Genomic DNA, 22,730 nt, shown 5'->3' with positions numbered 1-22,730 from the left:
CTCGTTTTTTGCGCAGACCACGATGCAGAGAGATCTCAACTCGTTCAACCCGTCACCACGGCTCGCCTTGCTCGCGACGAGCCTCGGCTTCGTCATCATCTGTCTCGACGTGACGGTCGTGAACGTCGCGCTTGCGCGCATTCGCGAGAGCCTTGCCGTTGATGCGACCGCGCTCGAATGGGTCGTCAACGCTTATACCCTGGCGTTTGCGAGTCTTCTGCTCAGTGCCGGCGCGCTGGCCGACCGGCTCGGCGCGCGGCGCGTGTTCGTGAGCGGCTTTGCGGTGTTCACGTGTGCGTCCGTGGGATGCGGTTTGTCGTCTGATGCGGCGATGCTCGTCGTCTCGCGCGTGTTGCAGGGCGTGGGCGCGGCGTTGTGCGTGCCGTCGTCGCTGGCGTTGCTGGGCGCTGCGTTTCCCGAGGCGCGGGCGCGCGCCAAGGCCGTGAGCATCTGGGCCGGCACGGCGGCGCTCGCGCTGGGCGCGGGGCCGCTCGTGGGCGGCGTGCTGGTGGACCGTTTCGGCTGGCAGGCCATCTTCCTGATCAACGTGCCGGTTGGCGTGGCCGGTATCTGGCTCACCCTGGCCCATGCGCCGGATACCGTTCGCCAGGCCGCGCGCCGCATCGATCTGTTGGGGCAGACGCTCGCGGTCGTCACGCTCGCGGCACTCACGTATGCCGTCGTGGAAAGCGGCAGGCTGGGATGGACGAGCTTCACCGTCATGACGGGGCTCATCTGCTCGCTCGCCATGGGCGTGCTTTTTGTGATCGTGGAAGCGCGGCAGGCGCAACCGCTGCTGCCGCTCGCGCTCTTTCGCCATGCCGCAGTCAACGTGAGCGCGCTGACCGGTCTCTCGCTGAACTTCGGTTACTACGGGCTCATGTTCGCCATGAGCCTGTTTTTCCAGAACGTGCGCAACGACACGCCACTCGAAACGGGCCTCGCCTTCCTGCCGATGACCGCGGTCGTCACGGTCGCGAACATCACCTCGGGCGCACTCACCGCGCGCTTTGGATACCGGCTTCCGATGATCGCGGGGCAGGTGCTGGCGGCAGCAGGGTATGGGTCGCTCGTGTTCGTTCACGCGGATAGCGGCGCGCTCGTCGTCTCGCTGCCGTTGCTTGCGGTGGGCGTGGGCGTGGCGCTCGCCGTGCCGTCCATCAACACGGCGGTGTTGGCGCATGTGGGGGCATCTTCGTTCGGCATTGCGTCCGGCGTGTTGAACACCGCGCGTCAGATTGGCGGCGTGCTGGGCGTGGGCGTGTTCGGCTCGCTGACCGGCGTGGCGGCGCGCGAGTGGGTAGGTGGACTGCACGTTGCGGTGGTGCTTGCGGCAGGGGTGACGCTATTCACTGCGGCGATTGCCGCGGTGGCGTTGGGGGTATCGCGGCCAACGGCCCGCGCAGGCGCGTGCGCCACGCGAGCAATTCGCAGCGTGGATTAGGTGCACGACGGCAGCCCCACGGTTGCGACCCGACGCTACGACCGGTCCAGTGTCTTCACCACAAGCGCCGCCGCAGCCGCACGCGTTTCCACATGCAGCTTGCGGAACAGATGTTCGAGGTGCTTGTTCACCGTGCGGGCCGCCATGCCCAGAATGTCGCCGATATCGCGATTGGTCTTGCCTCGCGACACCCATAGCAGCACCTCGGCCTCGCGCGCCGTCAGCCCGAAGCGTGAGACGAGCGCGTCGCGGTGCGCGGCGTCGTCCACTTCAGTCAGGATGACGATCCATTCGCCCTGCTCGGGCGCGGGCGCGACGGTTGCCGAGCGCCGCACGTCGCCCTCCGTGAATTCGTGCACGGCCTTGGTGGGGCACCCGCGCGCGAGCCAGTCTGCGAACCAGCCGCGCAGTGTGGGCGGCAATCGCGGCTGCGAGACGGCCTCGCCGGACGGTTGCCCGTCGCGCGCGCGATAGGCTTCGATCTGACGCGCGGCCAGCGGGCTCTGCCAGCGAATCGTGCCGTCTGCCGCGACGACCAGCGCCGCGCGTGTTTCCAGCGAAAGCGCCGCATTCGCATAGAGCTGCGCGCGCGAGCGTCGCACGTGTGCACCGATGCGCGCGCAGACTTCCTCGGGCCGCACCGGCTTCGTGACGTAGTCGATGCCGCCCACGCGAAAACCACGCACCACATGCTCGCTCTCGGTCAACGCCGTCATGAAGATCACGGGCAGATGCTCGTGCCGGCTGTCCTGCTTCATGCGCGTGCAGGTTTCGAAGCCGTCCATGCTGGGCATCATCGCGTCGAGCAGTACGACGTCGGGCGTCACGCGCGCAAGGCACTTCAATGCCGCCTCGCCGCTCAGCGCGACGAGCACCGCATAGCCGTGCGCCTGCAACGTATCGGAGAGGAATGCCAGGTTGTCGGGCGTGTCGTCCACGATCAGCACGACGGGACGGTTGCCGAGCCACGCGGGCGGATCACCCACGTCGGCGCGAACATCGCTCACGTCATGCAGTGCGGCTGCCGGGCAGTCTGTCGAGTTCATTCTCTAGATCCCTTAGCTGAAAGCGCTCCGCCAGTGCGCGCAGGGCGTCAACCTGCGCGTGCAAGGCAGGGTAAGCGGCACGTGCCGCGTCGAGCTGTTCGACCACGCCCTGCACGTAGCCCACATCGAGGTGTGCGCGTATGCGTTGCAGAACCGGCTCGGGCAGCGCGACCCGTGACTCGGTGCGTACGGGGCCTGCGGCGTCGGCGAGGGCTGGCGCAGGCGAGGCGATCCATTCGATTGCCAGTAGTTGCGCGAGTTTGTCGAGCAGCACGTTCACCTGCAACGGCTTCACGAGATAGCCGGCACAACCGGTGGCGCTGGCGCGTTCGCGGTCGTCGGCGAACGCGTTGGCCGAGAGCAGCACGATAGGCGCGCTCGACAACTGGTTTTCGCCGATGAGCCGGCTCGTCTCGTAGCCGTCCATGAGCGGCATGGAGATGTCCATGATGATGGCGTCCGCCGCGTGCGTGCCGAGCCAGCGCAGCGCGTCGGGGCCGCTTGCTGCTTCGGCCACGTCGAAGCCGAGCGGCGTGAGCAACTGTGCGACGATGCCGCGCTGGTCCGCCAGGTCGTCCACCACGAGAATCGTGCGGCGTGCGCCCGCATAGCCCTGAATGGCGGCGAGTTCGGTGCGCGCGTCTGGCGCGCTGTGCACGGCGGGCGCGAACAGCTTCACTACGAAGCGCGTGCCGCGGCCCACCTCGCTTTCTACTTCGAGGCTGCCGCCCAGCGCATGGGTCAGCAGGCGGCAGATCGTGAGGCCGAGCCCTGCGCCGTGATCGTGCGCGTGCGCCGCTTCACCGCGTTCGAACGGCAGAAAGAGCCGTTCCATTTCGGCGGCGGGAATGCCGGGGCCGGTGTCGACCACTTCGAATTTCAGCGTATCGAGCGCGTGGCTCACGCGCAGCGTGACGGTGCCCGCAGACGTGAAGCGAATGGCATTGCCGATCAGATTGGTGAGGATCTGACCCATGCATTTCTGGTCGGACTTCACGGTGGCAGGTAGCCGCCCGATGGTCTGCACCTCGAACGACAACGCTTTTTCCAGCGCCTGCGGGCGCAGCATGGAGGTGACGTGCGCAACGAAGTCGGTAAGCGGCACTTTCGCGATGTTCAGTTGCAGCTTGCCAGCCTCGATGCGCGCCACGTCGAGCAACCCGTCCACCAGTGCAAGCAGGTGCTCGCCGCTGCGGTGAATCGTGCGCACGGCGTTGTAGCGCAACGGCGAGAGTTCGTCTTTCGCCTGCAGCAGCAATTGCGCGTAGCCGAGAATGCTGTTGAGCGGCGTGCGCAGTTCGTGACTGAGGCCGGAGACATAGCGGCTCTTCGCCTGGTTTGCGGATTCGGCAGCGGCCGTGGCGCGCTTCAGTGCCGCGTCGGTTTTCTGGTGCGCGTCGATTTCCTGCATCAAGAGTTCGTTTTGCCGTTGTGATTCTTCCTGCGTGACGCGACGGCTTTCGCGCTCCAGCACAAACCACCAGGCCGCGATGCAGCCCACGAGCGAAAGCGCAAAGAAGATCTTGAGGAAACTGCCTGCAATGGCTTGCCCCGCAGGTGAATCGGCAGCGGCGAGCGACGTGATGCTCTGCGACCAGATCAGATAAAGCACGCTGGCCAGCACCGTGAGCATCGCGAGCACGAGGCTCGCGTAGTGGATGAGCCGCATTGCAGCCGGCCCGAGCCGTGCACGCGGAAATACGCGGTGCAGGGCGAGATCGACCTGCGTGGCAAGGCGCGCATGCGGCTTGCAGCGGTCGTGGCAGCGCGAGTCGAGCGAACAGCAGAGCGAGCAGATGGTGCCACCGTAAGCGGGGCAATACGCGGTGTCGTCGGGCTCGAAGGTGTTTTCGCAGATCGCGCAGCGCAGCGATGTGGCGTCGCCCGTGGGCTGCGCGGCGCGCGCGAGGTAATAGCGTCCGCGCGTGGCGATGGCGAGTACCGGTGCACAGACAAACGCTACGCCGAACGCGATGAACGACGACATGGCTTCGCCCAGCGCGCCGAACGCGCCGCCGTGGGCCAGCATGCCGACGGCCGCCGCGATCAGCATGGCGCCTACGCCAACCGGGTTGACGTCGTAGAGATGCGCGCGCTTGAACTCGATGTAGCGCGGGCTGTAGCCGAGCGGCTTGTTGATGACGAGATCGGCGAACAGCGCGCCTATCCAGGCAATCGCCACGTTGGCGTACAGCGAGAGCACTTTGCCGATGGCGTCGAACACGCCCATTTCGACGAGCAGCAGCGCAATCATGACGTTGAAGACGAGCCACACCACGCGCCCAGGGTGACTGTGCGTGAGGCGCGCAAAGAAGTTCGACCATGCGAGCGAGCCGGCATACGCGTTCGTCACGTTGATCTTCAACTGCGAAACGATGACGAACAACGTCATGGCCGGCAGCGCCCAGTTGGCGAGGCCCATGCGGTCGAGCAACTGGTGATAGGCCACCAGATACATCTGCGTGGGCTGCGCGGCGTGCGCGATATCGACTTCGTACTGGATCGCGACGAACGCGAGAAAGGCGCCGCCCAGCATCTTGAGCGCGCCGGGCACGATCCAGCCGGGCCCCGCGGAAAGCAGCGCGAGCCACCAGCGCGTGCGGTTCTTTTCGGTAAGCGGCGGCAGGAAGCGCAGGTAGTCCACCTGTTCCCCCACCTGCACGATCAACGCGAACACCACGGTCGCGGCCTGGCCGAACGCGATGAGGCTGAACGCGCGGCCTTGCGGAGCAAAGCCCGCGAAGGTGGTCCATTCGGCGACGAGACCCGGGTGGTGCCACAGCACCGCGGCGTAGGGCAGCACGAACAGCACGAGCCAGAGCGGCTGGGTCCAGCTTTGCAGACGGTTGATGAGCGTGATGCCGAACATCACGATCGGAATCACGACGAGCGAACTCAGCACATACGCGATGGCAAGCGAGATATGCAAGTACAGCTGCAGCGCGAGCGCCATGATCGCGGCTTCGAGCGCGAAAAAAATAAACGTGAAGATCGCGTAGAACAGCGACGTCACGGTGGAGCCGATATAGCCGAAGCCCGCGCCGCGCGTGAGCAGGTCCATGTCCACGCCGTAGCGCGCCGCGTAATAGCTGATGGGCAGGCTCGTCAGATAGATCAGCACCGACACGGCGGCAATGGCCCAGAACGCGTTGGTGAACCCGTAGTTGATGACGAGGCTGCCGCCTATCGCCTCGAGCACCAGAAACGACACCGCGCCAATCGCCGTATTCGCGACGCGCAATTCCGACCAGCGGCGAAACGAGCGCGGCGTGAAGCGCAGTGCGTAGTCTTCGAGCGTTTCGTCGCCGACCCACGCGTTGTAGTCGCGCCGAACCTTGACGATGCGCTGCGTGCCGGGCGTGCGTACTGAACTCTGGTGCATCGGGTGCATCTGGGACATGAGGATGATCCGGATTGGTGCCCCACAGGTGCCGCATGGGCCGGCAAGCGGCGGGAGCCATGCCCGGAGCAAGTTACATTCCAGTGCGATAGCCGGGAATACGTCAATCGACGTATTTCGATCGTCAATTTGGCTTCCTACATTGCGTCCAACCCTCGAAACCCGTCCGCAGCACCTGCGCTGCGGGCCCACGACAAGGAGAACGTGATGTCCGCAGACGATCGAATCGACGACGACGCCAACATGCCCTCGCCGCTGCGCCGGCGCCTGCTGAGCGGCCTCGCCGCGGCCCCGCTCATGGCGCTTGGCCTGCCGCGCACCTCGTTCGCGCAGGTGCCGCCCACGGCCAAGGTGAACACCACCCACCTCGCCGTGACCGACACCACGGTGACCGTCGGCCAGTTGCACTCGGCAACGGGCACGATGGCTATTTCGGAAACGGGCTCCATTCAGGCGGAGCGGCTCGCCATCGAACAGATCAACGCGATGGGCGGCGTGCTGGGGCGCAAGATCCAGATCATCCAGGAAGACGGTGCGTCCGACTGGCCGACCTTCGCGGAGAAGTCGAAGAAGCTGCTCGAAAACGATCATGTGGCGACCGTGTTCGGCTGCTGGACCTCGGCCTCGCGTAAGGCCGTGCTGCCCATCTTCGAGAAGGACAACGGGCTGCTCTACTACCCCACGTTCTACGAAGGCCTCGAACAGTCGAAGAATGTCTTCTATACCGGCCAGGAAGCCACCCAGCAGATTCTCTGGGCGCTCGACTGGGCATCCAACACGAAGAAGGCCAAGACGTTCTTCCTGATCGGCTCCGACTACATCTGGCCGCGCACGTCGAACAAGATCGCGCGCCGCCATATCGAACAGCACCTGCACGCGAAAGTGGTGGGCGAGGAGTATTACCCGCTCGGCACGACCGAATTCAATTCGCTGATGAACAAGATCAAGCTGGCGCGCCCCGACTGCATCTTCGCAACGGTGGTGGGCGGCTCGAACGTGGCCTTCTACAAGCAGTTGAAGGCCGCGGGCATCACGCCGCAGAAGCAGTTCCTGCTGACGCTTTCCGTGACGGAAGACGAAGTGCTCGGCATTGGCGGCGACAACTTCGCGGGCTTCTATTCGTCGATGAAGTATTTCGAATCGCTCGATAACGACAACAACAAGAAGTTCGTGGCGGCATTCAAGGGGCGCTACGGCCCGAAGTCCGTGATCGGCGACGTGACCCAGGCCGCGTACCTAGGGCCGTGGATCTGGAAGGCGGCCTGCGAGCGCGCGGGCAGCTTCGACGTGGACAAGGTGGTGGCCGCTTCCGCGGGCATCGAGTTGCCCAATGCGCCGCAGGGCTACGCGAAGGTGGACGCGAACCATCACCTGTGGAGCCGCTCGCTGATCGGCGAAGGGCAGGCGGACGGGCAGTTCAAGGTGGTCGCGCAATCGGCCCAGCCGATTCAGCCCAATCCGTTCCCGAAGGGCTACATGTAATCCCGCAACCCGCCACTGCGCGGCGGCTGCGCGCCGCCGCGCGAGGAGCGTTCGATGTCCGCTACCGACATTCTCAACATCACGCTGATGCAGGGCTTCGCGGGTCTGAGCCTCTTCAGCGTTCTGCTCCTGATGGGGCTGGGGCTCGCCGTGATCTTCGGCCAGATGGGCGTCATCAACATGGCGCACGGCGAATTCATGACCATCGGCGCCTACACGGTCTACATGTTCTCGTGGTTCGCGCAGAACGTGTGGCACGCGTTCACGCCGGTCTACTTCTTCTTCGCCATCGTGGCGGCCTTCGTGCTGGCGTTCGCAGTGGGCTGGCTCGCCGAATGGGCGTTGATTCGCCATCTCTACCGGCGCCCGCTCGACACGCTGCTCGCTACCTGGGGCTTGAGCCTCGGCATGCAGCAGGTGTTTCGCTCGACCTTCGGTCCGAAAGAAGTGAGCCCCGCGCTGCCCGACTGGCTAATGGGTTCGTGGGAACCGGCGCCGGGTCTCGACATTCCGGTGAGCGGCATGTTCGTGATGGGCCTTGCGCTCGTCATGACGGGCGGCCTGCTGCTCGCGCTGTACCGCTCGCGTTGGGGGCTGCGCGTGCGCGCCACCGTGGCTAACCGGCCCATGGCGAACGCGGCGGGCATCAACACGCGCCGCACCGACCGCATGACGTTCGCCATTGGCTGCGGCATTGCGGGCGTAGCGGGCGCGGCGTTCACGGCCATCGGCTCGACGGGGCCTACGAGCGGCTCGCTTTACATCGTCGATTCGTTTCTTGTGGTCACGTTCGGCGGCGCGGCAAGTTTGCTGGGGACCGTGGCGTCGGCATTCGGCATCGCGCAGATGCAGTCGATCAGCGAGTTCTTTCTCTCGGGGTCCATTGCGCGCGTGCTCACGCTGCTGACAGTCGTGGTCATTCTGATGCTGCGCCCGCAGGGGCTGTTCGCCTCGAAGGTGCGGCGCGCGTGAGCGCAGGGCGGCCTGCGCTGCGCTGAAGCCTTCATCGATTCACTTGTACGGAGAGAGGCACATGGAACCCATCCAACCCGCAGCGGGCGGCGTATCCGGCCCGAATGCCCGGTCTGCCCCATCCGCGCGACCGGGCCCGGCGCGCGGCGGCTGGCGCGCAGTGGCCGCGCGGCTCGATGCGTCGGGCTATGCGGGCATCGTGATACTCGCGCTGCTCATCGTGGTCGTGTTTCCGCTTGCACTCGACACGTTCCGCCTGAACCTGATGGGCAAGTACCTGACGTACGCGTTCGTCGCGGTCGGTCTCGTGATTGCGTGGGGCTACGGCGGCGTGTTGAGCCTCGGGCAGGGCGTGTTCTTCGGGCTGGGCGGCTATGCAATGGCGATGTTCCTCAAGCTCGAAGCATCGGACCCGGTGGCCACGCGCACACAGACCACGCCAGGCATTCCTGACTTCATGGACTGGAACCAGGTCACTGCATTGCCCGTGTGGTGGAAGCCGTTCCACTCATTGCCGTTCTCGATTCTCGCTGTGCTCGTGGTGCCCACGGCGCTCGCGTTCGTGATCGGCTACGCGATGTTCAAGCGGCGCGTGGGCGGCGTGTATTTCGCGATCATCACGCAGGCGGTGGCGCTCATTCTTTCGGTGCTCATCATCGGGCAGCAGGGCTATACGGGCGGCGTGAACGGCATGACCGACCTGCGCACGCTGCTGGGTTGGGACATTCGCACGGACCACGCCAAGCTCGCGCTGTACTTCGTCAACGCAGCGCTTCTGATCGGTGCACTGCTGGCCTGCCGATGGGTGCAGCGCGGCAAGCTGGGCACGCTGCTGCTCGCCATGCGCGACAAGGAAGACCGCGTGCGCTTTTCCGGCTATGACGTGGCGATGTTCAAGGTCTTCGCGTTCTGCTTCGCGGCGCTGCTGGCAGCCATTGGCGGCGCGATGTTCACGCTGCAGGTGGGCTTCATGTCGCCGTCGTTCGTGGGCATCGTGCCCTCGATCGAGATGGTGATCTATGCGGCGGTGGGCGGTCGCATGTCGCTGGTGGGGGCAGTGTACGGCGCGATTTTGGTCAACCTGGGCAAGAGCTGGTTTTCCGAGAGCTTTCCGAACCTCTGGCTCTATCTGATGGCCGCCATGTTCATCGGCGTTGTGATGGTCTTTCCGAACGGCCTCGCGGGGCTCTATGAAGAGCACGTGAGACCGCGCGTGCGGCGGCTGCTCGGGGCGGAAAACAAGGAGGCGTGAGTCATGAGCAATACCGATTTTCTGCTGGCGATCGAAGACCTGACCGTGTCGTTCGACGGCTTCAAGGCCATCGATTCGCTGAACCTCTATATCGAGTCAGGCGAACTGCGCGTGGTGATTGGACCGAACGGCGCGGGCAAGACCACGTTGCTCGATCTTATCTGCGGCAAGACGAGGGAAACGGCGGGCAGCATCAAGTTTCGCAACGAGGAGATTACGAAGCTCGCGGAGTTTCGCCGCGTGCGCAAGGGCATTGGTCGCAAGTTCCAGACGCCCTCCATCTACGAGAACCTCACGGTGGCGCAGAACCTGGAGGTGTCGTTTCCGCGTGGTCGGTCTGTGTTCGGTGCGCTCGCTTACCGCGCGGACGACGAAGTGACGGACCGCGTGTGCGCGGTGGCCGAGGAAATCGGCCTTGCGGCGTCGCTCGATCTTGAAGCCGGCCTGCTGTCGCACGGTCAGAAGCAATGGCTCGAAATAGGCATGCTGCTCATGCAGGATCCCGAACTGTTGATGCTTGACGAGCCCATTGCGGGCATGAGCGTGCGGGAACGCGAACTGACGGCCGAACTGCTGGACCGCATCTGCCGCAACCGCTCGATGATCGTAATCGAGCACGACATGGCGTTCGTGGAACGCATCGCCCACAAGGTCACGGTGATGCATCAGGGCAAGATTCTCGCGGAAGGGCCCATGGCGCAGGTGCAGGCCGACCCGCGTGTGATCGATGTCTATCTTGGCCACTGAATTGGCGTTGAACGGAGGACAGATCATGCTCGAAGTAGACGACCTTGTTGTGAGCTACGGCCAGAGCGAGGTGCTGCACGGTATCGGCTTTTCCGTCGGAAAGGGCGAAAGCGTGGCGGTGATGGGCCGCAACGGTATGGGCAAGACGACGCTCTTCAAGGCGCTGATCGGCATGCTGCCGGCCAATCGCGGCACGGTGCGCGTGAGCGGTGCGGATGTGTCGAAAGACGAGAGTTATCGCCGTGTGGCCAAAGGCATTGGGTATGTGCCTCAAGGGCGGCAGATTTTCGCCTCGCTTACCGTGGAGGAGAACATTCGGACGGGACTCGAAAACGCGGCGTCTCAGCAGGTGCCCGACGATCTCTACGCGCTTTTTCCTGTGCTGTTCGACATGCGCCGGCGCAAGGGCGGCAATCTCTCGGGCGGTCAGCAACAGCAGCTCGCCATTGCGCGCGCGCTCGCCACCGACCCGAAGGTGTTGCTGCTCGATGAGCCCACCGAAGGCATTCAGCCGTCGGTCATCAAAGACATCGCGAAGGCGCTGAATCAGATTCGCGCGACGCGTGACATCGCGATCGTCGTCTCGGAACAGGTATTGAGCTTCGCACTCGACGTGGCTGACCGGCTGTTCGTGATCGAGGGCGGGCGCTTCGTGCATCAGAGCACCCGCGACGCCGGCGACACGGGTCGCATACGCGAATACCTCTCTGTTTAGCCCCTAACAAGTACGTGGATCAAGGAGTGATTGCAATGGCTGAAACGCTCATCAAGGTCGATCTGAACCAGTCCGCCTATGAAAACGAACAGGTTCACAACCGCTGGCACCCGGACATTCCGATGGCCTGCTGGGTGAACCCCGGCGACGATTTCGTTCTGGAGACCTACGACTGGACCGGCGGCTTCATCAAGAACGACGACAGCGCCGACGACGTGCGCGATATCGATCTCTCGATCGTCCATTTTCTGTCGGGACCGGTTGGCGTGCATGGCGCGGAGCCGGGCGACCTGCTCGTGGTGGATCTGCTCGACATCGGTGCGAAGGCCGACAGCCAGTGGGGCTTCAATGGCTTCTTCTCGAAAACGAATGGCGGTGGCTTCCTGACCGACCACTTTCCGCACGCGCAGAAATCTATCTGGGATTTCCACGGTCTTTATACGAGTTCGCGCCATATTCCTGGCGTCAACTTCGCGGGGCTGATTCATCCAGGGTTGATCGGCTGCCTGCCCGACCCGAAGCTGCTCGAAACGTGGAACGCACGCGAGACGGGGCTGATCGCGACGGCGCCGGAGCGCGTGCCGCCGCTCGCGAATCCGCCGTTTGCCGCAACGGCGCATATGGGCAAGCTGGCCGGCGAGGCGCGCGACAAGGCCGCTGCCGAAGGCGCGCGCACTGTGCCGCCGCGCGAGCACGGCGGCAATTGCGACATCAAGGACCTCTCGCGCGGATCGAAGGTGTTCTTCCCCGTCTACGTGGACGGCGCCGGCCTCTCAGTGGGCGACCTGCATTTCAGCCAGGGCGACGGCGAGATCACGTTTTGCGGCGCGATCGAGATGGCCGGCTGGGTGCACATGCGCGTGAACCTGATCAAAGGCGGCATGGAGAAATACGGCATCCGCAATCCCGTGTTCCAGCCAAGCCCGATTACGCCTGCCTACAACGACTATCTGATCTTCGAAGGCATTTCGGTGGACGAACAAGGCGGCCAGCACTACCTCGACGTGACGGTGGCGTATCGCCAGGCGTGCCTCAATGCCATCGAGTATCTGAAGAAGTTCGGCTATTCAGGGGCGCAGGCTTATTCGCTGCTGGGGTGCGCGCCGGTGCAGGGGCATATTAGCGGCGTGGTGGACATTCCGAACGCGTGCGCGACGCTGTGGTTGCCTACGCAGATCTTCGACTTCGATATCCGCCCGAACGCTCAGGGACCGCTTCGCCACGTGCAGGGCGGTGTGGACATGCCGTGCTCGCCGGATCTCGTGAAGTCGTGAACCGCTGATTGATTCGGAGCCCGATATGCCGATCTACGACTTCGAGTGCGCCAATTGCGGGCCGTTCGCCGTCATGCGACGCATTGCAGACCGCGATATGCCCTGCCGTTGCGCGGATTGCGGCGGCGAGGCATCGCGCGTGATGACCGCGCCTGCGCTCGCATTGATGGCGGGCGCGAGCCGCATCGCGCAGGCAACCAACGAGCGTGCGGCTCACGCGCCGCGCCAGTCCGCGGACGGGCCGCCGCTTCGCCACCGGCCTGGCTGCAGTTGCTGCTCCAGTGGCCGCACGCCGCTTGCCGGTGCGAGCGCGCAGACGTCGGCAGCACTCAAGCGGCCGGCGGGGCGCCCGTGGATGATCAGTCATTAGCCGCTAACCACTAACCACAGCGCGGGCCGTTGCGACGGGCCGCGCACCCGGATTACGCGTCTTCAAGGAGAAACGAGTCATGCGACATGGTGATATTTCGAGCAGCCGTGACTGCGTGGGTGTTGCGGTCGTCAACTACAAGATGCCGCGCCTGCACACGAAAGCCGAAGTGCTGGAGAACGCGCGCAAGATTGCCGACATGGTGGTCGGTATGAAGCAGGGGCTGCCTGGCATGGACCTCGTCGTGTTCCCGGAATATTCGACGCACGGGATCATGTATGACCGCCAGGAGATGTTCGACACGGCGGCCACGATACCTGGAGAGGAAACCGAAATATTTTCGGCGGCGTGCCGCAAGGCCAACGTGTGGGGCGTATTTTCACTGACCGGCGAACGGCACGAAGCCCACCCGGACAAGGTGCCGTACAACACGCTGGTGCTCATCGACAACCGCGGCGAGATCGTGCAGAAGTACCGCAAGATCATGCCGTGGACGCCGATAGAAGGCTGGTATCCCGGCGACCGTACGTACGTGACGGAAGGGCCGAAGGGCATCAAGATCAGCCTCATCATCTGCGACGACGGCAACTATCCGGAAATCTGGCGCGATTGCGCGATGGGTGGCGCGGAACTCATCGTGCGCTGCCAGGGGTATATGTATCCCGCCAAGGAGCAGCAGGTGATGGTCGCAAAGGCCATGGCGTGGATGAACAACACGTATGTCGCGGTAGCGAACGCGACCGGGTGGGACGGCGTGTATTCGTACTTCGGTCATTCGGCGATCGTCGGCTTCGACGGGCGCACGCTAGGCGAGTGCGGCGAAGAAGAAATGGGTGTGCAGTACGCGGAGCTATCGCTCGGCATGATTCGCGACGCGCGGCGCAACATGCAGTCGCAAAACCATCTGTACAAGCTGCTTCATCGTGGCTACACGGGAACGCTTCATTCCGGCGACGGCGCCGACGGTGTGGCCGCGTGCCCGTTCGGGTTCTACCGGAAATGGATCGAAGACCCCGAAGGCACGCGGCGCGCGGTGGAGGCACTCACGCGCACCACGCCCGGCACGGCGGAGTGCCCGATAGAAGGTATCCCGCACGGCGAGTAGAGCCTTGGCCTCGCGCCGCGAAACGCTGGCGCAGGTTCGTTGCGTGCGGAGAAGAGCGGGCGGGTTTCCGGTATCGGCCAATAGTTGCCATTCACGCAGCACAGAAAGACGCCATACCGATGGTCAGTTTACTTCGGAACCTGCCGAATGCGGGATGGAAGGACGTCGGCCAAAGCCGGCATTCGGTGATGTGGGGCTGTGGAGCAGATGCACATCCCATTGCTGACACTCGCAAACCTGCGTAGTTGAATGTCAGCTCTCTCCGCCATCGAACGAGTTTACGATACGCTGGAGTATCGGCCAAGTGGCGCAAAATTTGCCTGTAATTGCGCGGCCGGATACAAGTTCCAGGCAACCAGCCCGAAACATCATCTTATTTTGATCGTTTGTTCCAGTATCGATAGAATGGCCTCATGGCTAGAAACAAAGAGTTCGATATTGACCAGGTCCTAGATGCCGCAATCGACGTCTTTCGCTCGCATGGCTATGCAGGCACCTCGGCCGGCATGCTGGTCGAAGCAATGCGGATCGGTCGACAAAGCTTGTACGACACGTTTGGCGACAAGTGGGGGCTCTATTGCGCAGCAGTAAAGCGATACGGTGACACCGAACGTCAGGCGCACCTTGACGCGCTGAATCAAGGTCACAAGGCCATCGACGGTTTGCGCGCGATGATGAATCGCGTCGTGCATGAGGCCCGTCGGCCCTGTTTGGGTGTGGGTTCAATCAGCGAGTTCGGAGACTCGGAGCCGGAACTGACGAAATTGCGCGAAGGGATCGGTAAATTCTTGCTCAAGGCGCTGACAAAAAGGGTGCAGGAGGCCCAGGCACAAGGTGACGTTTCACGGGAAGTTGACGCCGAACAGGCTGCAAGCTTTCTGGTTGCAAATATTGCTGCTATTCGGTTGTCGGCACGCGGAGGTGCCAGCGACCCGGAATTGGCATCCCTAGGCCGGTTGGCGATGCGAGTCTTGATGTGAAAATTTTTTGCCTTTTAATGGAACAATCATTCCAGTATTGGAGGGTATGATGAGAGCAGTGGTGATGAACGGCGTTGGCGATGTAGACATGCTTGAGTATGTCGAGCGAAATGATCCGGTTCCTGGTCCGGATGAAGTGCTGGTCGGCATCGCTGTGGCTGGCGTGAACTTCATGGATATTGGAGTTCGCCAAGGAATGGCATGGACCAACATGCCCAATCCTAAAATAATTGGCGTGGAGGGTGCGGGACGTGTGCTGGCACTGGGTGAGGGCGTGTCCGATCTTGAGGTCGGTCAGCGTGTGGCTTGGGCATATGCGCCAGGCAGCTATGCGGAAAAGGTCGTGCTGCCGGCGGCTGCGCTAGCGCTGGTGCCAGACGACATTGACGACCGTGTCGCGGCGTCGCTCATGATGAATGGATTCACTGCCAGTCATTTCGCCACCGACTTCTATCCGATCCAGCAGGGCGATATCGCACTGGTGCATGCCGCCGCCGGGGGCGTAGGTTCGTTGTTGGCTCAAATCATCAAGTTGCGTGGCGGTACAGTCATTGGCCGTGTTTCGTCGGAATCTAAGGCTGCGTTAGCTAAAGCCGCCGGTGCGGATCATGTAATTGTGGATCGCGAGGGCAATTTCGTTAATGCCGTGATGGACATTACGGGAGGAGACGGCGTGCATGTGGTGTACGATGGCTCGGGACCGACGACATTCCAGGCGTCGCTTGACGTGTTGCGTTATTCAGGTACCTTTTGCTGGTACGGACCGGTTCTAGGAGCAGATGCGACGATAGAGCTGTTCCGGCTACCCAAGAGCATCAAGATCGGATATGCCTCTTTCGCGAACCATATTCGGACCCCGGAGTTGCTGCGCTCGCATGCAGCGCAGCTGTTCAGTTGGGTGCGTAAAGGGGTTCTCAAGGTACACAATGGCGGCGTATACCCGTTGGCAGATGCGGCAAAAGCTCAAGCCGATATGTGGAGCCGTAAGACTTCTGGCAAGTTGCTGCTTATTCCATGATTTGACCGGCAGGAGACACCGAGCAGCGAACATACTGATCGGGGTCAGAGTTTGCTGTTTCGTTATGCAAAACGTGCAACTCGTTCACTCGCAACGGTATCTGACACTCGAGGCTATGACGGTGCGAAGGGCGACAAAGCGTCTATTAGCTGCCCAGTAGCCAACGGCAGGAGAGGCGATGACTTGTCGTCGAGCAACGATACGGAATGACCGTTCCGCTCTGATACCCGCCCTTAGGCCTACCACGGCTTGAGCGACAGCAACGGGTCGGGTCACGCCTTTTGCATCGCGAGCACGCCCGTGACGATCGCCGCGCACGGTCGTGGGGCTCTGGTCGGCCAGAAGGAGCTTTTCACGGTTCGTGGCACTTCATCATTCAGACGACCGTTCCTGGCCAGAAGGCGGACATGTCCGAGGCTCACTCAGAGGCGGCCAGATGGCTATTACACTCACCGGGCCGGCCACGACTGTTATGCCGCGAGGCTTCTCACGTAAGACGGTCTAAAGAGAAAACGGGCGTGATCGCGCCGATAGGTTGCGACCAGGCGGGCCGGCCGTTGTCTCATCCGATTGTCCGAACCACACCCCCATCGACCCGCAACGCTGCACCCGTCGTGGCGGACGCCTGCTCCGAGCATGCGTACACAACCATGTTTGCAACTTCGTTCGTCGTGGCGAAACGGTTGATCAGCGATGTTGGCCGCGAAGTCTTCAGGAACTGTTGTTCAGCCTGCTCTTGCGTGATTCCCTGCTCTCGCGCGGTCGCCTTCATCCAGTTCGACAGGATTTCCGAACGGGTCGGGCCGGGAAGCACGGCATTGACGGTCACGCCCGTGCCGGCAACCAGTTCAGCCAGCCCTCTCGACACCGCGAGCATCGCGGTCTTGGTCATGCCGTAGTCGATCATTTCTTTCGGGACATTCAGGCCAGACTCGCTACTGACGAACACCACGCGCCCCCAGCCCTGCTTCGCCATTTTCGGCACGTAATGGCGGGCGGTGCGAACACCGCTCATCACGTTGAGCTGGAAGAGGTCGAGCCATTCGCGGTCGTCCTGTGCGAAAAAGTCGTTCAGTCGCGCTGTCCCTGCGTTGTTGACAAGAATGTCGGCGGCCGGCGCGTGTGCAAACAAGGTCGCGCAGCCTTCGGGCGTCGCAACGTCGGCGGCAACGCCAGTCAGTTCCGCGTCCGGCAGGGTCGCGCGCATTTCGCGCAGCGCGGCATCGACCCGCTCCTGGGTTCGACCGTTGACCACGACCGCAGCGCCTGCCCGCGCCAGGCCCTCGGCAATTGCGCGGCCGATTCCCGCTGTAGAGCCCGTAACGATTGCCTTGCGGCCATTGAGTTCGATCTTCATGGCGCTTATCTCCGTCCTGCTTCTGCTTCGGCGGCTCGGGCGAGGCATTCAACCCATTCCTGGTGATAGCGATACAACGCGCCGGGATTCCTGCTGCCGATCAGCTCCACGAAGAACTGGCCTTGCTGCGTCTCTTCGGTCAGCAGATGACAACCATCCTGGGTCGGCGTGATCACCCAGCCGTGATAGGCGCTCGACCCGGTTTCGTCGCCATCGACGGTCGTTGCCCACGCCAGCCGGCGGTTCGGCACGCACTCAGTGACGACGAGCGACATGGGATATCCGACCGTCACGCGGCTGTAGCGTGTGCCGAGCGCGAGTTCCGGTTCGCCGGACATGATCCTGACCTGATCTTCGGCCGGAAAATAGCGCGACCAGCGCTCAGCGTCGACGAGGAGTTTCCAGACCACTTCGGGCGGGGCTTTCACGTCGATGTCATTGAGCGCGTAAATTGCCGAGATACGCGGGTCATAGCGTTCCGGCCAGTTAACTTTGTCGATCATGTATCGGACCTCCGTTTTTTCGGTAGGGTTAGCTGCGGGAACGCTCACGCGCCGTGGCGACTTCGGCGAGATTCCTGAGCAGCTTTTCGTGGGTGAGCCAGAACACGTCAGGTGCCTGCTTTGCGAGCTCCAGCCAGTGCGGTCCCTGCATCGTCTCCTCGGTCCACAGATGGCACCCACTTGCCGTGGGCGTGATGATCCAGGCGTGGTAGGCCCGGGACGTACTGGAAACCTTTGGATAGCCGCCCCACGCAATGCGGGTCATCGGCTCGAACTCCTGCACGGACGCGGACACATCCTGGCCGGCAAGATTCGTCTCGAATCTCGTACCCAGGCCAAAGCGATCGTCGCCGTCAAGCGGCTGCACGTGTTGAACACCGGGATAGAAAGCGGGCCACGACCTGAAATCGGTCAGCAAGGACCAGATCGTCTGGACGGACGCCGGGACCTCGAGCTCGTTGGTGAAATGGATCGGAGAGCGGCTCGGTTTCATCTCCTCGGGCCACTTGATTGTTTCGTACATGGCGATTCCCTTATGGAACAGCGGTGGACTCGAATGCTGCGCAGGCATGAGAGGCGCGCGAGCTACTCAGGCCTTACGAGATCCTTGAAGATGAGCGGCGCCCACTCGCGGCCCCTTGCCTGTACGAGCGAGCCGCCTTCCCGGAGTGCACCCAACCAGACCGGCGCAAAGCCGAGCCGTTCAGCGAGGTTGGCTACCGGTGCCGCCACTCCCTCGTCGTCGCTGGATAAAAACACGACGCGCCGGCCGCCGCCGACTTTGGGGTTGGCCGCCAGCACGTGTGCAGGCAGATGATTGAATCCCTTGACGAAGCGGGCACCCGTGAAGGCGCGCGCAATGACGGCCGATGACGGCAAGCCTCCCAGTTCCTCGACAGGCACCCCGAACGCGTTCGTCGCGTCGATGAGGGTTTTGCCCTGCCAGTCCGGCAGGACCTCAGCGACGTTGCGGTGCTCCCAGAACGGCACCGCGAGGATCAGCGTGTCGGCCTGCACGGCGTCCTGCAACGTCTTGGGAGTGACCTTTGGGCCGATAGCCTGTGCTTCCGGCAGCAGCGCATCGGGCGCTCGCCGGCTGGCTACAGCGACTTCAATGTTTTGTCGCGCGAAGGCGCGTGCCAGCGCCTGACCCACCGCGCCGAAACCGATGATCGAATAACTCACGATCTTTCTCCTGCTTTGAGTTAGCTCGTGGAGAATAGTAATTTCGGCTCAATCGAATGATAATTTCGGTATTTGATATAGAACTTATTCCAGACTGGAATAAGTTCCGAATGCCCATAGCGGGGTCGCGGATGGATCGGTTTCAGGAACTGAATGCATTTATCGCCGTCGTGGAGGCAGGGGGCTTTTCCGCAGCCGCTCGACGGCTTGGCGAGTCGCAGTCCGCCATCAGTAAAGCCGTGAACGCGCTGGAGAAACGCCTCGGCGTGGCACTGCTTCATCGCAGCACGCGCAAAGTGACACTGACCGATCAGGGGCAGCTGTACTACGAGCGTATGGGTCCACTGGTGGACGAGATCCAGGTGGCGGATAACGAGCTGACCAGCACCACGCTCGACGTTTCAGGCCTCATCAGGATCGCGGCACCCTCGACGTTTGGCCGACTGCACGTGTTGCCGCTCATTCCCGCATTGCTGGCGCAACATCCTGGCTTGCGGATCGATATGGTTCTGTCCGACGCCGTACGCGATATGGTGGAAGACAGGATCGATCTTGCGATTCGCGTGAGTCCCGTTGAAGAGCCCGATTCGGTGATGCGCCGTGTGGCTGCTACCTCGCTTGTGTGCGGCGGATCTCGCCGTTACTTTGAAAAGTTCGGTGTACCCCGTACGCCTGCCGAGCTCAAGGACCACAACTGTCTGGTCTATGGCGAGATGACGGAGTGGCCGTTCACAGGGCCCGAAGGCCAGTTCAATGTGCCAGTGCGCGGCAATCTGTCGTCCAACAGCGTGGAGACGATTCTTGCGGGCGTGCTGGCCGGCGTCGGCATTGGCATGTTTCACCGCGCTTCGTTAGTGGGCGAGTTTCGGCACCCGGACATCGTCACCGTACTCGATGACTTCGTGCGGCAGCCCAGGGAGGTCAGCCTTGTCTGGCCCAAGCGACGGTTTGTGCCTACCCGCGTACGCACTGCCACGGATTTTCTGGCAGATGCGCTCGCACAACGGATTTAGCTCCACGGCGATTGGCAATTCAAGATCACGATCAAGGTCGCCGTTCACTGTGCCACCGCTGATGCCGATGTGCTCGCGCTACGGTGCGTCATCGCTCCATAACGCGTGCTGTCGGCGAGGCTCATTGTTTCGCGACACTGCACACTTTCGCCGGCAACCTGCCCACGACGAACGGCCGGAATGGATGGGTGACGCGACGATCATCGCTACGGTCGCGAACGACTGCATAGGGTCCGTGTTATGCCTCTTGCGTCGAACGCGCAGCCGAGGCGATTGTCGCGCTCGGTTGTCGGACTCTGGTCGGCGGCAGCCTCGGCCGTTCGACATCGTCCCTGACTCGTCGACAATTCGGTTCGTCGCCTTTTCTTGCATCGGCCCGGTCATCCCTGTTGACGGCGGAAAACCCTGATGGAACCTTCTATGGCATGCGCTCGATGGGAGGATCTTTGCGTTCGGTATGCAATCAGACATCCTCGCGAGCCGAGGTCTCTTCACCGGTAGACAACCGGAGTCATTCCGGCCTGATAGCCGCGCGAGTCGCTCAGTGGGACCATACCGACAGGTATCTATCCAAATCCTGCACCGCCGAGTCTTTTCAGCTTTCCTTCTGAGGCCCCAACGAAGAATAGCCACCAAGCGCCTGCATCGACCTTATGAGAACGTCCGCGCTTTGCGGCGGCGGTCGCGAGCTATTGGTCAACGCATACACCCAGTTTTCCGTCGGGGACACGATGGGCCGCATCTGCACCTTTCCTGCTGATGCACCTGCTTGCGCCGTGAAGCCATCGACAACTGCGATACCCACGTTTGCTTCGACCAGCGCGCGCGCCAGTGCGTATGTCTTCACCGATGCCTTGATTTCGGGTTCGACGCCATCGAGCCATCCCATGACGGTGACGCCCAGTGGCGAAGCGGTATCGAGCGCGATAAACGGCTGGCCCGCGAGATCGGCGGGTACCGCTGGGCGGTTGAGCACCCTCTTTGGCCACCAGTCCGGTGGAGCGATGACATACAGGTCGAAATTGCAGACGGGCGTGGTCACGAGATTGGGCTGAGAGATTGCCTGCATCGTGAAACCCATATCGATCTCGCCGATCAGCAGCCAGTAGATCATCTCGCGTGTAAGCGACGAGACCAGCATGCACTGTGCGTTCGGGAACGCGCGGCCCCAGTCCGCCAGCGCATAGGGCACCAGATGATGGGCAAGCGAAGACGTCGCGGCAATCCGCAACGGCGCTTCCTTGCCCGCCGACAGGTTCGCCACGACCCGGTGAACGCGCGCCAGCTGATCGTCGAGCGGCTGCAACTCTTCCTGCAAACGCAGCGCCTCGGGCGTCGGCACCAGTTTGCCTTTCGACCGCACGAACAGTGCGAACCCGAGCGTGCGCTCCGCGTGCTGGAGCATTTTGCTGACGGCCGGCTGCGAGATGTTCAGCACCCTGGCTGCGCCGACCGCGCTGCCCGTCTTCATGATGGCGGAGAATACTTCGATGTGTCGAAGGCGCATGCGGGCTCCTTTTCGTGTGAGAAAAGTATATAGCCTGCGGTTATAGCCCATCGATTTTGTCTCATTCGACGGTCTCGCCATCCAGCTTCTATAGTCGCTTCCAACCTATACGCGATCGCACCAGGAGACGCACATGGAAGCACAAGCGGTCAGTCCCGCATACACACGGATGCAGAAAACGGTTTGTCTCGCCGCCTTGTTCCTCGCATGGGCAATCGGCTATTCCGACCGGATCGTGATGAGCACCGCGATTATCCCGATCCGCCGGGAATTCGCACTCGACGCCGGCCAGGCCGGTCTGCTGCTCAGCGTGTTCTACGTCAGCTACGCCGTGATGCAACTGCTCGGCGGCTGGCTCTCGGACCGCTACGGTTCGCGCATTGTTGTCGTCATGTGTGTGACGTTATGGTCGCTGTTTACAGGCCTGACGGGACTGGCGTGGTCGTTCGGATCGCTACTGGTGATCCGTTTCATGTTCGGCGTCGGAGAGGGATTTTTTTCACCGGCCAGTTCGGTAACGGTCGCTGAGACGTTTCCGAAGCCGGAACGCGCGCGTGCCAAGTCGTTTCTCATTTCGACCGTCTTCCTTGGCAATGCCGCAGGCTCAGCAGGCGTCGCGCTGGCCGTCGTGTATCTCGGCTGGCGCAGCGCATTCCATATTCTCTCGGTCGTCGGCCTGGCTGTCGCCGTGATGCTGTGGCTCGCGCTGAGGGGTGGCATGGCGGGCCAACGCGGCAGGATGGCGGCGCGTCCGAAGCACCAGCTGCGTGAACTTCTCCGGCGTCCGGACGCACTGAAGCTGACTTTCATCTGGTTCGGCACCAGCATCGTCTATATCGGAATGATTTCCTGGATGCCGTCCTATCTGCTGAAGGCTTATCGCATCGATCTGCTGCATGTCGGCATTGCATCGACCATTCCGTATCTGATCGCGTTTCTCGGCACGAACGTCGTCGGCTGGCTGCTCGACCGTCACGGCAAGGGGCGTGAAAAGCACTTCATGATGGCTGGCGCACTCGGTTCCGCAGTGTTTCTCGCACTGATGATCTCGACGACGTCTATCACCCTGCTCGTGGCGTACTGGACGCTCTGCCTGCTGTCGTTCAACTTCGTCTATGCCACGGTGTTCTCGATTCCACTCAAGTATTTTCCGGAGCATCTGATTGGCAGCGCAACCGGCCTGATGAATTTCGGCGGCCAGATTGCCGGCTCACTCGCGCCGTCCGTGATGGGTGCGTTGATTGTCGCGTTCCACGGCAGCTATCTCGTCGCGCTGTCGTTTCTGGTGTCGAGCGCGCTGCTTGCTTTCATCGTTGCCACGACGTGGCGCGCGCAGCCGCGTCTGTCCGCCTGAGCCAGC

At 62.5% G+C, this 22,730-nt stretch carries 20 protein-coding genes; 13 read left to right on the top strand and 7 right to left on the bottom strand.

Annotated elements, in window-relative coordinates:
* Positions 1-22 precede the first annotated feature (22 nt).
* Positions 23-1,444: an MFS transporter gene (locus tag PXJ20_RS25045; protein ID WP_421031758.1), complete on the top strand. Its 1,422-nt coding sequence runs from the start codon at positions 23-25 to the stop codon at positions 1,442-1,444.
* Between the two features lie 35 nt (positions 1,445-1,479).
* On the opposite strand, the gene PXJ20_RS25040 is transcribed toward PXJ20_RS25045, so the two are convergent.
* Together PXJ20_RS25040 and PXJ20_RS25035 are read right to left on the bottom strand one after the other, a co-directional pair.
* On the bottom strand, positions 1,480-2,490 hold the full coding sequence (locus PXJ20_RS25040; RefSeq protein WP_421031759.1) for a response regulator: 1,011 nt from the start codon (positions 2,488-2,490) through the stop codon (positions 1,480-1,482).
* Positions 2,453-5,890: an ATP-binding protein gene (locus PXJ20_RS25035; protein WP_421031760.1), complete on the bottom strand. Its 3,438-nt coding sequence runs from the start codon at positions 5,888-5,890 to the stop codon at positions 2,453-2,455. Before PXJ20_RS25035 ends, PXJ20_RS25040 begins: the two co-directional genes overlap by 38 nt.
* 207 nt (positions 5,891-6,097) lie before the next feature.
* On the opposite strand from PXJ20_RS25035, the gene urtA reads away from it, so the two are divergent.
* The 10 genes from urtA (at position 6,098) to PXJ20_RS24985 (ending at position 15,805) form a co-directional block, all read left to right on the top strand.
* Positions 6,098-7,372 carry an urea ABC transporter substrate-binding protein gene (gene urtA, locus PXJ20_RS25030; protein WP_017774838.1) on the top strand — a complete coding sequence of 425 codons (1,275 nt, stop codon included), beginning with the start codon at positions 6,098-6,100 and terminating at the stop codon, positions 7,370-7,372.
* 54 nt (positions 7,373-7,426) lie between these two features.
* Positions 7,427-8,344, top strand: a complete 918-nt coding sequence (gene urtB, locus PXJ20_RS25025; RefSeq protein ID WP_017774839.1) for an urea ABC transporter permease subunit UrtB — start codon at positions 7,427-7,429, stop codon at positions 8,342-8,344.
* Between the two features lie 61 nt (positions 8,345-8,405).
* A complete protein-coding gene (gene urtC / locus PXJ20_RS25020) occupies positions 8,406-9,596 on the top strand; it encodes an urea ABC transporter permease subunit UrtC (RefSeq protein WP_017774840.1) in 1,191 nt (396 codons plus the stop codon).
* Positions 9,597-9,599: 3 nt separating this feature from the next.
* Positions 9,600-10,343, top strand: coding sequence for an urea ABC transporter ATP-binding protein UrtD (gene urtD, locus PXJ20_RS25015; RefSeq protein ID WP_017774841.1), 744 nt, complete (start codon positions 9,600-9,602; stop codon positions 10,341-10,343).
* 25 nt (positions 10,344-10,368) lie between these two features.
* The gene (gene urtE, locus PXJ20_RS25010) at positions 10,369-11,058 is read left to right on the top strand and encodes an urea ABC transporter ATP-binding subunit UrtE (RefSeq protein ID WP_126879022.1); all 690 of its coding nucleotides are present in this window, start codon (positions 10,369-10,371) and stop codon (positions 11,056-11,058) included.
* 35 nt (positions 11,059-11,093) lie between these two features.
* On the top strand, positions 11,094-12,332 hold the full coding sequence (fmdA, locus tag PXJ20_RS25005) for a formamidase (RefSeq protein ID WP_017774843.1): 1,239 nt from the start codon (positions 11,094-11,096) through the stop codon (positions 12,330-12,332).
* 25 nt (positions 12,333-12,357) lie between these two features.
* Entirely contained in the window at positions 12,358-12,702 is a 345-nt protein-coding gene (locus PXJ20_RS25000) for an FmdB family zinc ribbon protein (RefSeq protein WP_017774844.1), read from the top strand.
* Between the two features lie 79 nt (positions 12,703-12,781).
* Positions 12,782-13,807, top strand: a complete 1,026-nt coding sequence (locus PXJ20_RS24995) for an aliphatic amidase (RefSeq protein WP_421031761.1) — start codon at positions 12,782-12,784, stop codon at positions 13,805-13,807.
* 413 nt (positions 13,808-14,220) lie between these two features.
* Entirely contained in the window at positions 14,221-14,787 is a 567-nt protein-coding gene (locus PXJ20_RS24990; protein ID WP_027792443.1) for a TetR/AcrR family transcriptional regulator, read from the top strand.
* A gap of 64 nt (positions 14,788-14,851) precedes the next feature.
* Positions 14,852-15,805, top strand: a complete 954-nt coding sequence (locus PXJ20_RS24985; protein ID WP_421057442.1) for a quinone oxidoreductase family protein — start codon at positions 14,852-14,854, stop codon at positions 15,803-15,805.
* Between the two features lie 562 nt (positions 15,806-16,367).
* Here the strand turns inward: PXJ20_RS24985 and PXJ20_RS24980 are convergent.
* The 4 genes from PXJ20_RS24980 to PXJ20_RS24965 form a co-directional block, all read right to left on the bottom strand.
* Entirely contained in the window at positions 16,368-17,162 is a 795-nt protein-coding gene (locus PXJ20_RS24980; protein WP_421031763.1) for an SDR family NAD(P)-dependent oxidoreductase, read from the bottom strand.
* Positions 17,163-17,167: 5 nt separating this feature from the next.
* Complete coding sequence (locus PXJ20_RS24975) at positions 17,168-17,665, bottom strand: SRPBCC domain-containing protein (protein WP_421031764.1); 498 nt, start codon at positions 17,663-17,665, stop codon at positions 17,168-17,170.
* Positions 17,666-17,693: 28 nt separating this feature from the next.
* Positions 17,694-18,188 carry an SRPBCC domain-containing protein gene (locus PXJ20_RS24970; RefSeq protein ID WP_421031765.1) on the bottom strand — a complete coding sequence of 165 codons (495 nt, stop codon included), beginning with the start codon at positions 18,186-18,188 and terminating at the stop codon, positions 17,694-17,696.
* Positions 18,189-18,250: 62 nt separating this feature from the next.
* Complete coding sequence (locus PXJ20_RS24965; protein WP_421031766.1) at positions 18,251-18,850, bottom strand: NADPH-dependent F420 reductase; 600 nt, start codon at positions 18,848-18,850, stop codon at positions 18,251-18,253.
* Between the two features lie 131 nt (positions 18,851-18,981).
* On the opposite strand from PXJ20_RS24965, the gene PXJ20_RS24960 reads away from it, so the two are divergent.
* Entirely contained in the window at positions 18,982-19,863 is an 882-nt protein-coding gene (locus PXJ20_RS24960) for a LysR family transcriptional regulator (protein WP_421031767.1), read from the top strand.
* Positions 19,864-20,458: 595 nt separating this feature from the next.
* Here PXJ20_RS24960 and PXJ20_RS24955 read toward each other — a convergent pair.
* A complete protein-coding gene (locus PXJ20_RS24955; protein WP_421031768.1) occupies positions 20,459-21,421 on the bottom strand; it encodes a LysR family transcriptional regulator in 963 nt (320 codons plus the stop codon).
* 82 nt (positions 21,422-21,503) lie between these two features.
* Here PXJ20_RS24955 and PXJ20_RS24950 point away from each other — a divergent pair, with 82 nt between their 5' ends.
* Positions 21,504-22,724, top strand: coding sequence for an MFS transporter (locus PXJ20_RS24950; RefSeq protein ID WP_421031769.1), 1,221 nt, complete (start codon positions 21,504-21,506; stop codon positions 22,722-22,724).
* The last annotated feature ends 6 nt before the right edge of the window (positions 22,725-22,730 follow it).

It is taken from the genome of Paraburkholderia sp. A1RI_3L (assembly GCF_048957895.1).
Classification (GTDB): Bacteria; Pseudomonadota; Gammaproteobacteria; order Burkholderiales; family Burkholderiaceae; genus Paraburkholderia; species Paraburkholderia kururiensis.
The sequence above is the reverse complement of the archived record's forward strand: the minus strand, read 5'-3'. Positions and strand labels throughout refer to the sequence as shown.

Bases quoted from the DNA above. Each gene is read 5' to 3' on its own strand.
- urtC (WP_017774840.1), top strand. From the start codon at position 8,406: ATGGAACCCATCCAACCCGCAGCGGGCGGCGTATCCGGCCCGAATGCC.
- PXJ20_RS24990 (WP_027792443.1), top strand. From the start codon at position 14,221: ATGGCTAGAAACAAAGAGTTCGATATTGACCAGGTCCTAGATGCCGCA.
- urtA (WP_017774838.1), top strand. From the start codon at position 6,098: ATGTCCGCAGACGATCGAATCGACGACGACGCCAACATGCCCTCGCCG.
- PXJ20_RS25045 (WP_421031758.1), top strand. From the start codon at position 23: ATGCAGAGAGATCTCAACTCGTTCAACCCGTCACCACGGCTCGCCTTG.
- urtE (WP_126879022.1), top strand. From the start codon at position 10,369: ATGCTCGAAGTAGACGACCTTGTTGTGAGCTACGGCCAGAGCGAGGTG.
- PXJ20_RS25040 (WP_421031759.1), bottom strand. From the start codon at position 2,490: ATGAACTCGACAGACTGCCCGGCAGCCGCACTGCATGACGTGAGCGAT.
- fmdA (WP_017774843.1), top strand. From the start codon at position 11,094: ATGGCTGAAACGCTCATCAAGGTCGATCTGAACCAGTCCGCCTATGAA.
- PXJ20_RS24985 (WP_421057442.1), top strand. From the start codon at position 14,852: ATGAACGGCGTTGGCGATGTAGACATGCTTGAGTATGTCGAGCGAAAT.
- PXJ20_RS24950 (WP_421031769.1), top strand. From the start codon at position 21,504: ATGGAAGCACAAGCGGTCAGTCCCGCATACACACGGATGCAGAAAACG.
- PXJ20_RS24970 (WP_421031765.1), bottom strand. From the start codon at position 18,188: ATGTACGAAACAATCAAGTGGCCCGAGGAGATGAAACCGAGCCGCTCT.
- PXJ20_RS24995 (WP_421031761.1), top strand. From the start codon at position 12,782: ATGCGACATGGTGATATTTCGAGCAGCCGTGACTGCGTGGGTGTTGCG.
- PXJ20_RS24960 (WP_421031767.1), top strand. From the start codon at position 18,982: ATGGATCGGTTTCAGGAACTGAATGCATTTATCGCCGTCGTGGAGGCA.
- urtD (WP_017774841.1), top strand. From the start codon at position 9,600: ATGAGCAATACCGATTTTCTGCTGGCGATCGAAGACCTGACCGTGTCG.
- PXJ20_RS25000 (WP_017774844.1), top strand. From the start codon at position 12,358: ATGCCGATCTACGACTTCGAGTGCGCCAATTGCGGGCCGTTCGCCGTC.
- urtB (WP_017774839.1), top strand. From the start codon at position 7,427: ATGTCCGCTACCGACATTCTCAACATCACGCTGATGCAGGGCTTCGCG.
- PXJ20_RS24975 (WP_421031764.1), bottom strand. From the start codon at position 17,665: ATGATCGACAAAGTTAACTGGCCGGAACGCTATGACCCGCGTATCTCG.
- PXJ20_RS24980 (WP_421031763.1), bottom strand. From the start codon at position 17,162: ATGAAGATCGAACTCAATGGCCGCAAGGCAATCGTTACGGGCTCTACA.
- PXJ20_RS25035 (WP_421031760.1), bottom strand. From the start codon at position 5,890: ATGTCCCAGATGCACCCGATGCACCAGAGTTCAGTACGCACGCCCGGC.
- PXJ20_RS24955 (WP_421031768.1), bottom strand. From the start codon at position 21,421: ATGGGCTATAACCGCAGGCTATATACTTTTCTCACACGAAAAGGAGCC.